Origin of the sequence: Streptomyces niveiscabiei (genome assembly GCF_001419795.1) — a bacterium.
GTDB classification, from domain to species: domain Bacteria; phylum Actinomycetota; class Actinomycetes; order Streptomycetales; family Streptomycetaceae; genus Streptomyces; species Streptomyces niveiscabiei.
This window is the reverse complement of record NZ_LIRL01000463.1, coordinates 1-11,727: the sequence shown is the minus strand read 5'-3', so window position 1 is coordinate 11,727 and position 11,727 is coordinate 1. Positions and strand designations below refer to the sequence as shown.

Annotated in this window: 13 protein-coding genes; 2 read left to right on the top strand and 11 right to left on the bottom strand. The window is 70.4% G+C overall.

From position 1 onward, the window contains the following. The 3 genes from AOK24_RS22550 to AOK24_RS22540 all read right to left on the bottom strand — a co-directional run. A partial coding sequence (locus tag AOK24_RS22550) for a chromosome segregation SMC family protein (RefSeq protein WP_159051951.1) occupies window positions 1-1,771 on the bottom strand: 1,771 nt, incomplete at its 3' end. Between the two features lie 194 nt (window positions 1,772-1,965). Beyond that, a complete protein-coding gene (locus AOK24_RS22545) occupies window positions 1,966-2,169 on the bottom strand; it encodes a hypothetical protein (RefSeq protein WP_010353869.1) in 204 nt (67 codons plus the stop codon). Between the two features lie 367 nt (window positions 2,170-2,536). Beyond that, on the bottom strand, window positions 2,537-2,818 hold the full coding sequence (locus tag AOK24_RS22540; RefSeq protein ID WP_055721882.1) for an acylphosphatase: 282 nt from the start codon (window positions 2,816-2,818) through the stop codon (window positions 2,537-2,539). Between the two features lie 210 nt (window positions 2,819-3,028). Between AOK24_RS22540 and AOK24_RS22535 the strand changes: the two genes are divergently transcribed. Continuing rightward, on the top strand, window positions 3,029-4,063 hold the full coding sequence (locus tag AOK24_RS22535) for a CAP domain-containing protein (RefSeq protein ID WP_055721881.1): 1,035 nt from the start codon (window positions 3,029-3,031) through the stop codon (window positions 4,061-4,063). A gap of 67 nt (window positions 4,064-4,130) precedes the next feature. After that, window positions 4,131-4,523: a winged helix-turn-helix transcriptional regulator gene (locus tag AOK24_RS22530; RefSeq protein WP_055721880.1), complete on the top strand. Its 393-nt coding sequence runs from the start codon at window positions 4,131-4,133 to the stop codon at window positions 4,521-4,523. On the opposite strand, the gene mutM is transcribed toward AOK24_RS22530, so the two are convergent. The 8 genes from mutM to AOK24_RS22490 form a co-directional block, all read right to left on the bottom strand. Further along, the gene (gene mutM, locus AOK24_RS22525) at window positions 4,502-5,362 is read right to left on the bottom strand and encodes a bifunctional DNA-formamidopyrimidine glycosylase/DNA-(apurinic or apyrimidinic site) lyase (protein WP_055721879.1); all 861 of its coding nucleotides are present in this window, start codon (window positions 5,360-5,362) and stop codon (window positions 4,502-4,504) included. The genes AOK24_RS22530 and mutM overlap by 22 nt on opposite strands. A gap of 68 nt (window positions 5,363-5,430) precedes the next feature. Beyond that, window positions 5,431-6,219, bottom strand: a complete 789-nt coding sequence (gene rnc, locus AOK24_RS22520; RefSeq protein WP_055721878.1) for a ribonuclease III — start codon at window positions 6,217-6,219, stop codon at window positions 5,431-5,433. A gap of 17 nt (window positions 6,220-6,236) precedes the next feature. Further along, window positions 6,237-6,410, bottom strand: coding sequence for a 50S ribosomal protein L32 (rpmF, locus tag AOK24_RS22515; protein WP_007493396.1), 174 nt, complete (start codon window positions 6,408-6,410; stop codon window positions 6,237-6,239). 2 nt (window positions 6,411-6,412) lie between these two features. Continuing rightward, window positions 6,413-7,057, bottom strand: a complete 645-nt coding sequence (locus tag AOK24_RS22510; protein WP_055721877.1) for a YceD family protein — start codon at window positions 7,055-7,057, stop codon at window positions 6,413-6,415. 129 nt (window positions 7,058-7,186) lie between these two features. Continuing rightward, on the bottom strand, window positions 7,187-8,257 hold the full coding sequence (locus AOK24_RS22505) for an ATP synthase F0 subunit B (protein ID WP_055721876.1): 1,071 nt from the start codon (window positions 8,255-8,257) through the stop codon (window positions 7,187-7,189). Window positions 8,258-8,324: 67 nt separating this feature from the next. Then, a complete protein-coding gene (gene coaD, locus AOK24_RS22500; protein ID WP_010353878.1) occupies window positions 8,325-8,804 on the bottom strand; it encodes a pantetheine-phosphate adenylyltransferase in 480 nt (159 codons plus the stop codon). A gap of 26 nt (window positions 8,805-8,830) precedes the next feature. Then, entirely contained in the window at window positions 8,831-9,574 is a 744-nt protein-coding gene (gene rsmD / locus AOK24_RS22495) for a 16S rRNA (guanine(966)-N(2))-methyltransferase RsmD (RefSeq protein WP_276206850.1), read from the bottom strand. Continuing rightward, on the bottom strand, window positions 9,474-11,727 hold a 2,254-nt coding region (locus AOK24_RS22490; protein ID WP_055721874.1), incomplete at its 5' end, for a helicase-related protein. The genes rsmD and AOK24_RS22490, both read right to left, overlap by 101 nt.

The window sequence follows — 11,727 nt, the reverse complement described above, 5'->3', positions numbered from 1 at the left end:
CGCGGCGGTAGCCGCACATCGGACACAGCCCCGCGCCCCTAAAGGACGGGCTATCGCCCGCCACCAACAGCGTCGCCCTCCCCCCGTCCTGCTTCCGTAGCAGCCTGATCGCCTCCGCCGCTGACCTCACCCCCGTCACCGCCACCGCGTCCGCCGCCGCGCCGAACGCTGCCGCCAGGGCGACTTCGTACCCCGGCTCGATCGTCAGCAGCTCTGCCGCCGGGCCCAGCACCCCCGTGAGCCTGTCCTTCGCCGCCAGCACTATCCCTGTGCCGTCCTTGCGGCGCAGGCCGAGGGACAGGGCGTCGTGTCGTGCCTTCGTCGCCGCTCGTTGGCGTTCGGCCGACACCGCCGCTTCTCTTGCCGCGCTCAGCGTTGATTCCGCCTCCGACAGGGAGCGTTTCGCTGCCTCGTGGGCCTGTGTCAGGGTTTCGTCGTCGGCGTCGAGGCCCTCCACCTCGGCCCGCAGGGACTCGTACTCCTCCTGTGCGGTGACCGCCCGTTCCTGCGCGTCGTCGCGGGCGACTGCCAAGCGGTCGATCTCGGACTGTGCCGAGGCCGCGCGGGAGCGGGCCGCGTGGACCTGGCCGCCCAGGCGGGCAAGGCCCTCGCGGCGGTCGGCGATGGCTCGGGCGGCGTCTTTGAGGCGGCGTTCCTCGGCGGCGAGGTCGCGTTCGAGGTCGGCGCGGTGGGAGACGGTGTCTTCCAGGGCGCGTTCTGCGGCTTCGAGGGCGGCTTCCAGTTCCGCTTCTTGTTCGCGGACGCGGGCCGCTTCGCGTTCGAGGTCTTCGGGGTCGCGGCCCCGGCGTTCCTCGGGGGGTGCGGAGGTCGCGCTCTTCACGCGGGCGTCGGCGAGGGAGATGGTGCCCCGGACGCGTTCGGCGAGCTGGGAGAGCTCGTACCAGGTCTGTTGCGTGCGCTGGAGGCGGGGCGTCAGGCGGCGGACCTCGTCTTCGAGGTGCGCCTCGCGCTGGAGCGCCTTCTTGAGGTCCCCTTCAGCGGTCTCCTTGCGCTGCTTGAGGGCCGCTTCGTCGGCGATCTCGGTCTGGAGGGCGGCGCGGAGGCGTACGAGGTCGTCGGCCAGCAGCCTCAAGCGCGCGTCTCGGAGATCCGCCTGGATGACGGCCGCCCGGCGTGCGACGGCGGCCTGCCGGCCGAGCGGCTTGAGCTGTCGGCGGAGTTCGTCGGTGAGGTCCTGGACGCGGGAGAGGTTGGCCTGCATCGCGTCGAGCTTGCGGAGCGCCTTCTCCTTGCGCTTGCGGTGCTTGAGGACGCCCGCCGCCTCTTCGATGAAGGCGCGGCGGCCCATGGGGTCGGCGTGCAGGACGGAGTCGAGCTGGCCCTGCCCGACGATGACGTGCATCTCGCGGCCGATGCCGGAGTCGCTCAACAGGTCCTGGATGTCGAGGAGGCGGCAGGTGTCGCCGTTGATCTGGTACTCGCTGGAGCCGCCCCGGAACATGATCCGGGTGATCGTGACCTCGGCGTACTCGATGGGCAGCGCGCCGTCGGAGTTGTCGATGGTGAGGGAGACCTCGGCGCGGCCGAGCGGGGGGCGGCCGGTCGTCCCGGCGAAGATGACGTCCTCCATCTTGCCGCCGCGCAGCGACTTCGCGCTGTGCTCGCCCATGACCCACGTGAGCGCGTCGACGACATTGGACTTGCCCGACCCGTTGGGCCCCACGACACAGGTGATCCCCGGTTCGAACCGGAGCGTGGTCGCGGAGGCGAACGACTTGAACCCACGCAGGGTCAGGGCCTTGAGGTGCACGCCGCCGGACTCTACCAACGCCGGACTAACGGTTTCATGGCTGAACGCGCCGGGCACACCACACGTTAAAGAGAGTGGCCGGGCCCAATCAGAGGCGCGGGGTCAGAGGCTCGGGGAAAGAAAAGAAGGGACGCCGAGGCGTCCCTTGCAAATCTTGACAACTCAAACGGTGCCGTGGAGCGGTGCAGCAGCGATCAGGTGAACGCAGGCTCCGGCTGGTGTGCGTCGATGCTCTCCATGAGCCTGTCGTGAGAAGCGGCAGCCGTCAGTGCGTCGTTCTCGGCCTGGATCCGTCCGAGCTCGGATTCCAGATCCTGGACGCGCTGCTGGAGCCGTCGCATCTCGGCGAGGAGTCGCGGGTCGGAACCGCCGACGTAACCGAGAAGCGCCTTTGCCATGATGGATGGTCCTCCACACTGAGTGACCGACCGAAGCGGTGTGGGTCGTGAGGGATTAGCACCCGGCCTCTGGGCAGGATCTGTTGTTGCTGCCGTTCATCCATGCCGAACAGCTAGGTGCGCGGGGTTCCCTCAGCGTCTCACCAAAAAGTTTGACGGTCAACACGATCACGCCCCGTGCGGAGCGGTCCGGCGGGCGAGCACGGCGCCGGTCGGCGGTGCTGCGAGCCTCGCGGAGCCCGGGGGCGCGGCGGTCGCACTTGGACGGGGAGCCTGCCAGAGCACGCCCTTCTTGGCAACCACCTGCTTCTTTTCCTCGGCGGCCGGGCCCGGGCGGCGTCCTGCGCACCGCCCGGCCGCGCGGGGCTCAGCGGATCGCGAACCCGTCGTACCCGCCGCGCGGTGTGTCCCAAATCTCGGTGACACCGTCCACGCGGCCGGGCGTGTCGTCTCCTGTCAGCCAGTCCAGCAGTCCCTCACAGTCACGCCGGGTCCCCTCGGCGACGACTTGTACGCGCCCGTCGGCCAAATTGAGAGCAAAACCACTCAGCCCTCCGATCTCCAGCGCCTTGGCCCGCGTGAACCAGCGGAATCCCACGCCCTGTACGTGTCCGCGGACCCAGGCGACCAGTCGTGCATCCTCGCTCATGAAGGCCACCCAACCAGACCGATGTCGCTCAGGACACTTCCTCCTCGGACGCCATGGGGTACCGTCCCCACCCAAAAGAAACTCACCCGATCGAGTGATTCGGGGCGACCGCGAGGAGTCGGCGACCACGAGGAGTCGGCGGCCACAGGGCTCGGAGACCGTGTCGCTCGGGGGTGCTCGGGAACGCCGCAGGACGAGGAAGGCCAGCAGATGGGACGCCACCGACGCGCAGCCGCCGGACGCGCCGAGACGGGCCACGCGTACGGCACCGACGGGCCCGGGCAGGACCACACCCCCGGCATGGGCATGCCGCCCTCCGTGGACCCCGAGGCGTACGCGGACGCCAACGCGCTCAGCTCCGACTACCTGTACGCGACGGACAGCGCCGCCGAGACGGCCGCCGGCGGCCCGCACCGGCGCCGCAGGAAGCGCCCCGTCCGCGCCGGCCTCCTCGGTGTCTCCGCCGCCGTCGCGCTCGGCGCGGTCGCCGTGACGTCGGGTCTCGTCCCCGGCCTGGAGAGCTACAAGCTCGGCGGCGACAGCGCCTCGGACGCCTCCGGCGACCACGTCCGCGCCTCCGACTCCCCCACCAACGCGGCCTCCGAGCAGGGCGGCGCCGCGGGCACGGCGGACAGCGCGGCCGGCACGGCACCGAGGGCGTCCACCCCGTCGGCACCCCCCTCTCTCGCACCGAAGCCGTCCCCCGCGCCGGAGAAGGAGAAGAAGGCGCCCGCGAAGAAGGCCGCCGAGGCGAAACCTTCCGCCAGCCCCTCCGAGGCGGCCGAGGCGCCGGTGAAGGAGAAGGAAGCCTCCGCCAAGTCACCCGCCGCGAAGGCACCGGCGAAGGCCGCGAACGCCGTGTCCGCCGAACTCCAGGCCGCCGCCCAGGTCCTCGTACTCGTCAACGAGGAGCGCGCGAAGGTCGGTTGCAGCGCCCTGTCCGCGAACAGCGCCCTCGCCGATCTCGCGCAGAAGTTCAGCGAGGACATGGCCGCGCGGGGCTTCTTCGACCACACCGACCCCGACGGCAAGTCCCCCTGGGACCGGGCCGCGGCGGCCGGGATCGGCGACCTCGCCGGGGAGAACATAGCCCGGGGCCAGGGCGACCCCGCCGCCGTGATGGAGGCGTGGATGAACAGCCCCGGCCACAAGGCGAACATCCTGAACTGCGACTTCAAGACGCTGGGGGTCGGGGTGCACTTCGGCTCGGGCGGGCCGTGGTGGACGCAGGACTTCGGCTACTGACCAGTTAGCGCTTACCGCTGGTTAGTGCAACCTGTCGGTAAGCGCTCGTTTCCCCTACCCTTACCCCATGACCAGCACCCAGGAGACCCCGGTCGAGGACCTGCCGTACAGCGTGTTCGCGAAAGCCTGCGTCTCCCGGGGAGCGCTGGAGCACGTGACCGGCAGATGGGGTGGCCTGACACTCGGAGCCCTGTACGAAGGCTCCCTGCGCTTCAACGAACTGCGCCGCCGGGTCGACGGCGTGAGCGAGAAGATGCTCTCCCAGACGCTGCACGCCCTGGAACGCGACGGCTTCGTCCACCGCGAGGCCCAGCCGACCAACCCCCCGCGCGTGGACTACGAGTTGACGCCCCTGGGCCGCGAGGTCGCCGAACGCCTGCTGACGCTGATCCAGTTCGTCGAGGGCCACATGGACGACGTCCTCGTGGCGCGCACCCGCTACGACGAGACGCGCGGCTGACGCTGGCACTTCGGGCAGAAGTAGCTCGACCTGTTCATCCACGGCCGCCTGCGCATCGCCGTCCCGCAGCGGTTGCAGGGCTCGCCCTCGCGGCCGTACGCGTCCAGGGAGCGGTCGAAGTAGCCCGACTCGCCGTTGACGTTGACGTACAGGCTGTCGAAGCTGGTGCCGCCCACGGCGAGGGCCGCGTTCATCACGTCGCGGACGTGGCCGAGGAGTTCCGTCGTGCGGGGGCGCGTGAAGCCGGTGGTCGGGCGGTCGTAGTGCAGGCGGCTGCGCCAGAGGGCCTCGTCCGCGTAGATGTTGCCGACGCCGCTGATCAGGGACTGGTCCAGGAGCGCGCGTTTGATCGTGGTGCGCTTGCGGCGCAGGGACTCGTGGAACGCCTCGTCGTCGAAGAGGGGGTCCAGCGGGTCGCGGGCGATGTGGCCGATGACGTCCGGGAGGCCGTCGTCCGTCGTGTCGTGGAGGGAGAGGCCGCCGAAGGTGCGCTGGTCGACGAAGCGGAGCTGGGTCTGTACGTCGTCGGCGAACCGGACGCGGATGCGCAGGTGTTTCTCGTCGGCGGCGTCGGGCGGCTGGACCAGGAGCTGGCCGCTCATCCCGAGGTGGGCGAGGATCGCCTGGCCGCCGTCGTCGAGCGGGAGCCAGAGGTACTTGCCGCGCCGGGCCGGCGTACCGATCCGGTGGCCCTTCAGCCGGTGGGCGAAGTCGTCGGCGCCGGCCAGGTGGCGGCGTACGGCCCGGGGGTGCAGGACCTCGGCGTCGGCGACCGTACGCCCGGCCACCCACCGCTCCAGACCCCGCCGGACGACCTCGACCTCGGGCAACTCGGGCATGACGCTCCCCCGGATGTGGACCGAGCGCCCGGCCCCGTTCGGCGGGGCGGGCGCTCGGTGACTCGTACTTATGCGGAGGCGGACTCGGCGTCGGCGGCAGCGGCTTCGGCAGCCGCGGCCTCCTGCTTGATCCGTTCGTCCGCGGCGGCGCGGATCGCGCGCCACGCGGACTCGGCGGCTTGCTGCTCCGCCTCCTTCTTGCTGCGGCCGGTGCCGGTGCCGTACGAGACGCCTCCGACGCGGGCGGCAGCAGTGAAGGTCTTCTCGTGGTCGGGACCGGTCTCCGTGACCAGGTACTCGGGGACACCGAGCCCTTCGGTCGCGGTGAGCTCCTGGAGACTGGTCTTCCAGTCCAGGCCGGCACCGAGGTTCGAGGACTTCTCGATGAGCGGGTCGAACAGGCGGTGCACCAGTTCGGAGGCCGCGTCGAGGCCCTGGTCGAGATAGACCGCGCCGATCACCGCTTCGAGGGTGTCGGCGAGGATGGACGCCTTGTCCCGGCCGCCCGTGCCCTCTTCACCCCGGCCGAGCCGGATGAAGGAGCCCAGGTCGAGGCCGCGGCCGACCTCCGCCAGCGCGCGCGAGTTGACCACCGCGGCCCGGAGCTTGGCCAGCTGGCCTTCCGGGAGGTCGGGGTGGGTGTTGTACAGCGTGTCGGTGACGACGAGACCGAGCACGGAGTCCCCGAGGAACTCCAGCCGCTCGTTCGTCGGCAGACCGCCGTTCTCGTACGCGTAGGAACGGTGCGTCAGCGCACGCACCAGAAGGGCGGACTCCAGCCGGTAGCCGAGCCGCCCTTCCAGAAGCGTGTGGGACGAGGCCGTGTTGTCCGCAGAGTTTTTCTTCGGCGTGGACACAGTGCCTCTCACCAGCCTCAGACTTCGAGGACCTGGCGCTTGTTGTAGGTGCCGCAAGACGGGCACGCGATGTGCTGCAGCTTGGGCTCGTGGCAGCGCTCGCACGCAACCAGGGTGGGGACCGCAGCCTTCCACTGCGACCGGCGGTGGCGCGTGTTGCTGCGCGACATCTTCCGCTTCGGAACAGCCACGGCTACTTCTCCTGCTTCTCGTCGACGCCTGCTTCAGCGCCGCTGATCTTGTCCTTCTCATCGGATTCGAGCGAACCCGAGAGTCCCTGCAATGCCGCCCAACGGATGTCGACGGCGTCGTGGTGGTGGTCCTGGTCGTCCGCGAGCCGCACTCCGCACTCGGAGCACAGGCCCGGACAGTCGTCCTGGCACACCGGCTGCATCGGCAGTGCGAGCACCACCGCGTCACGCAGCACGGGTTCGAGGTCGAACAGGCCGTCCTCGATGAAGAGCGTGTCCTCGTCGTCCTCGGCGTCGTCGACCGGTTCCGCCTTCGGGCGGCCACGGTCGTCGGCGTCAGGGTACGAGAACATCTCCTGGAAGTCCGCGTCGACCTCGAGGCCGACCGGCTCCAGACACCTTACGCACTCCCCCTCGGCCCGTGCACGGGCGGTGCCTGTGACGAGCACACCTTCCATGACCGACTCCAGGCGGAGGTCCAGCTCGACCGGAGCGCCTTCCGGCACTCCGATGACCCCCTGGATCCCGAGATCCCGGGGGGCGTCGATCTCGCGGGTCAGGCGCTGGAGCGCGCCGGGCCGCCGGCCCAGCTCGTGCGTGTCGAACACGAGGGGGTTGCGGTGGTCGAGGCGGGCGTTCGCGGCCATTCCTGCTTTCGATCTCTTCGGGCTGAGACGCCGCCCAGCGGTGCTTCGGGGCAGCGGTGATCGCGGACGTGCACGCGACCGAAGAGCCAGGATACTGGACCATTCGCGCACAGCCCAATCCGGGTCCGGCTACAGGCCCCGCCCCTGCTCGTAGGCGCGCAGCTGCTCCGGCGTGATCATGCCGGTGTCGAAGAGGCTCGTCTCGTCGAGCGCGTAGGACTGCTGGGCATGCGGCTGCTGGGCGTGCGGCTGGGTCTGCTGCGGGTCGTACGTCTGCTGCTGGTCGTAGCCCTGGTAGGCGGTCGCCGCGTACGGGTCGGCCTGCTGGTAGGCGTACGGGTCCGACTGCGCGTACGGCTGCTCGTAGCCGCCGTAGCCGTCCTGGTAGGCGTACGCGGGCTGCTGCTCGTAGCCGTGGACGGCCGGCTGCTCGGCCTGGGCCGGGACCGGGGTCGAGCCGGTGCGGGAGGACTCCTCGCGGTCGGAGAGGGCCGCGAGGTCGGCGAGGTAGTCGGCGTCCGAGGAGTGCTGGAAGGTCGAGGTGTCGTCGGCGAGCGCGCTGAGGTCGTCGGTGGCGATCCGGCCGTGCAGCTTGTCGCGGCCCCGGCCGACCGCCTCCAGCGTCTTGGCGAGCACCGCCTCGAAGGCGCCGAGCTTGACGTCGACGTACGCGTCGGCGTCCTTGCGCAGGGTCTCCGGGTCGTGGCTGCGCTCGGGGGCGTCCTCGTCCTCGTAGCCGTTCTCGTCGAGGCCCGGGCCCGTGCCGAGCAGCTTCTCGCGGCCCCGGCCGACCGAGCCGAGGGTCTTGGTGAGGACCACCTCGAAGTTGGCGAGCTTGGAGTCGACGTACTCGTCGGCCTCGGCGCGGACCTCCTCCGCCTCCCGGCGGGCCTCCGCGAGGATGCGGTCCGCCTCGGCCTGGGAGCGGCGGGCGACCTCGGTGCCGGAGATCAGCGAGCCGCGCTCGGCGTGCGCGGTGGAGATGATCCGCTCGGCCTCCTGGCGGGCCTGGTCGACCATCTGGTCGCGGTCGCCGATCAGCTCCTGGGCCTGGGCGAGGGAGTGGGGCAGCGCCGCGCGCACCTCCTCCAGCAGGGCGAGCAGCTCGGCGCGGTTCACCACGCACGAGGCCGACATGGGCATCGACCTCGCGCCGGACACCGCCGCGACGATCTCGTCGAGCTTCTTCTGTACGTCCACCTAGGCTCGCCACTCTCTACCGCTGTGTTGGAGACGGACAGGGCCGACTGTAGCCCCCGGTGCCCCATCAGTCCTTGCGCAGGCGCTTGTTGAGCGCTTCGAGGACTATCGGCGGCACCAGGTGGGCGATGTCGCCGCCCCAGGTCGCGACCTCCTTGACGAGCGAGGACGACAGGAAGCTGTACGCCGGGTTGGTCGGCACGAACAGCGTCTCCACCCCGGACAGGCCGATGTTCATCTGCGCCATCTGGAGCTCGTAGTCGAAGTCGCTGACCGCTCTGAGGCCCTTGACGATCGCCGGGATCTCCCGCTGCTTGCAGAAGTCCACCAGCAGGCCGTGGAACGACTCCACGCGTACGTTGCCGTACTCGGCCGTGACCTGGCGGATCAGGTCGATCCGCTCGTCGACCTCGAAGAGGCCCTGCTTCGATTTGTTGATCATCACCGCGACGTACACCTCGTCGTAGAGGCGGGAGGCGCGGGAGATGATGTCGAGGTGTCCGTTGGTGATCGGGTCGAACGACCCGGGACAGACGGCGCGGCGCACTTGTGATCCCTCGCTCTCCGGTCCGGTCATCGTGCGTCTTCGCACGTAGAGGCGTTGTCGCCCGTGGCGGCGCGACCGTACCAAAACGTTCCCTCGCCGTAGCGACGGGCCTTGACCGGTGCGAACCCCTCCGGCCAGTGGAATTCTCCGCCTCTGGTGCTGCGCTCCACGGTGACGATCGCGTCTGGTGTGAGCCAGCGTTCGGTGCGGAGTGTGAGGAGGATCTCCCGAAGATCGTGATCCGTGACGGCGTACGGGGGGTCGAGGAAGGCGATGTCGTAGGGGGCGGCGGGGGGTGCCTGGACGATCTGCTCGGCCTTGCCCTGGCGGACTTCGGCGCCGGGGAGGGAGAGGGATCTCACGTTCTCGCGGATGGTGCGGACCGCTTTGGGGTCGGCTTCGACGAGGAGGGTGTGGCTCGCGCCCCGGGAGAGGGCTTCGAGGCCGACCGCGCCCGAGCCCGCGTAGAGGTCGAGGACCCGTTCGTCTCTCAGGGGGCCGCCGAGGAGGGACTCCCAGGTGGACATGAGGGCTTCGCGTGCGCGGTCGGAGGTGGGTCGGGTGCCGGTTCCCGGGGGTACGGCCAGTCGACGTCCGCCGGCTTCTCCGGCGATCACGCGGGTCATCTTCAGATCCTTGGTACGGGGTCGAGTACAGGTCCAGTGTGGCTCACCCCTTCTCCAGGTACTGCTCCCTCTCCTTGTCCAGGAGAGCGTCCAGGGCCGTCCGCAGAGCCGGGTACTTCTCGAGTTCGGGGTCTTCCAGGACAACCGCCGTCGCCTCCTCCCGCGCCTCCGCGATGACCTCCTCGTCCTCGATGACCTCCAGGACCCTCAGGGAAGTGCGCGCCCCCGACTGGGCCTGCCCCAGGACGTCGCCCTCGCGCCGCTGCTCCAGGTCGATCCGCGACAGCTCGAAGCCGTCCAGCGTCGAGGCGACCGCGTTGAGGCGCTGGCGGGCCGCGCTCGCCTCCGGCATGTCCGTGACGAGGAGGCAGAGGCCCGCCGCCGCGCCCCGGCCCACCCGGCCGCGGAGCTGGTGGAGCTGGGACACGCCGAAGCGGTCCGCGTCCATGATCACCATGGCGGTGGCGTTGGGGACGTTGACGCCGACCTCGATGACGGTGGTCGCGACCAGGACGTGGGTCTCCCCCGCCGCGAACCTCCGCATCACCGCGTCCTTGTCGTCGGGGTGCATACGGCCGTGCAGGACCTCGACCCTGAGCCCGCCGAGCGCGCCCTTGGACAGCTGGTCGGCGACGTCGAGGACGGCGAGCGGCGGGCGCTTGTCCCCGTCCGGCGCCTCCTTCTTCGCCTTCTTGGCGTCCTCCTCGTCCCCGATCCGGGGGCAGACGACGTACGCCTGATGCCCCTTGCCGACCTCTTCGCGCACCCGCTCCCACGCGCGCGTGAGGAAGTGGGGTTTGTCGGCGGCGGGCACGACATGCGTGGCGATCGGCGAGCGCCCGGCCGGCAACTGGTCGAGTACGGACGTCTCCAGGTCCCCGAACACGGTCATCGCCACGGTCCGCGGAATCGGCGTCGCGGTCATCACGAGCAGATGCGGCGGCTGCTTCCCCTTCCCCCGCAGCGCGTCCCGCTGCTCCACCCCGAACCGGTGCTGCTCGTCGACCACGACCAGCCCCAGATCATGGAACTGCACCTTGTCCTCGATCAGCGCATGCGTCCCGATGACGATCCCGGCCTCCCCGGTCACGAGATCGAGCAACGCCTGCCTGCGCGCGGCGGCTCCCATCGACCCCGTGAGCACGACCACCTTGGTGGCCCGCTCCGACCCGCCCAGCATCCCGCCCTCGGCGAGATCCCCCATCATCTCGACGACGGACCGGTGATGCTGCTGGGCCAGCACCTCGGTGGGCGCGAGCATCGCGGCCTGCCCCCCGGCGTCGACGACGGCGAGCATGGCGCGCAGGGCGACCATCGTGTTGTGGGTGACGGTGAAGTTGTCGGTGATGTAGGCGTGGCTGGGGTGAGCGACGCTGATGCACTGGACCGGTTTGCGGCCCACGTATTCGACCGCTCGGATGCCGCGCCGGAAAGGGTCGTCCTTCGGCCGGGGACGGACACGGGCGGCTTTGCGGGCCAGACGGAACGGGGCGTGCTCCTGCGGAAGGGCCAGTGAGACGTCGAAGGGCGTGTCCCCGGGGAGGACTTGCGCCCGGCCGCCCAGGGAGCGGACGAGCCAGGCGACGTCGTCCGCGAGCCCGCGCGAGGCGCAGCGGAACGAGATGGCCGCGCCGTCGGCGTCGGCGGTGCCGCCCGTGTCCAGCAGTCCTTGCAGCAGGGCGAGCCGGTTCTTGACGGACGTGTTCTTGAAGTCGTCGGGGACGGACGTGTCCTGCGGCGTCTCACCCTGGGGGTTCAGCTCCCGCAGGGTCTCGGCATCGGCCGTGGGCAGGAGGAGGCCGAGGCGGTGGGGGTCCAGCGGCAGGGCGGCGTCACCGCCGAGGTCGACGGGGGTCGCTGCCGGGATGTACCACTTCGGCGATCCGTCCGCCTCGGACGTGTCCCGGCGGATCTCCCGGGTCGTCATCACCCGGGTGGGCAGGCTCTGGTGGGCACCGACGATCCACAGGTGCTCGTCGTCGCACTCCACAGAGCTTCCGTCGGAGAGAACCAGACGCCAGACAGGCCGCTCCCCCTGAGGGAAGACACCGTCGACAAGCACGATCTCCCCCTCCGGCACGATGACCTCGTCCCCCACGGCCAGATCCCCCATCCGCCGGAATCCGGTGGGGGTGAGCACCTGGGCGTCGAGCGGTTGGGCCTTCCCCGAACCGACCTCCCCCTGGAGGAGCCGGTGCATCGGGTGGCTGGTCGCGAGGTCGTCGAAGATCTCGCGGGAGACCTTCTGCTGGCCGTCGGTGAGGGTGAAGGGGAGGCGGTCGTCGAAGGCGGTGAGG

Excerpts from the sequence above, each read along its gene's own strand:
- AOK24_RS22535 (WP_055721881.1), top strand. The coding sequence starts at position 3,029 with ATGGGACGCCACCGACGCGCAGCCGCCGGACGCGCCGAGACGGGCCAC.
- mutM (WP_055721879.1), bottom strand. The coding sequence starts at position 5,362 with ATGCCCGAGTTGCCCGAGGTCGAGGTCGTCCGGCGGGGTCTGGAGCGG.
- AOK24_RS22545 (WP_010353869.1), bottom strand. The coding sequence starts at position 2,169 with ATGGCAAAGGCGCTTCTCGGTTACGTCGGCGGTTCCGACCCGCGACTC.
- AOK24_RS22540 (WP_055721882.1), bottom strand. The coding sequence starts at position 2,818 with ATGAGCGAGGATGCACGACTGGTCGCCTGGGTCCGCGGACACGTACAG.
- AOK24_RS22510 (WP_055721877.1), bottom strand. The coding sequence starts at position 7,057 with ATGGCCGCGAACGCCCGCCTCGACCACCGCAACCCCCTCGTGTTCGAC.
- AOK24_RS22530 (WP_055721880.1), top strand. The coding sequence starts at position 4,131 with ATGACCAGCACCCAGGAGACCCCGGTCGAGGACCTGCCGTACAGCGTG.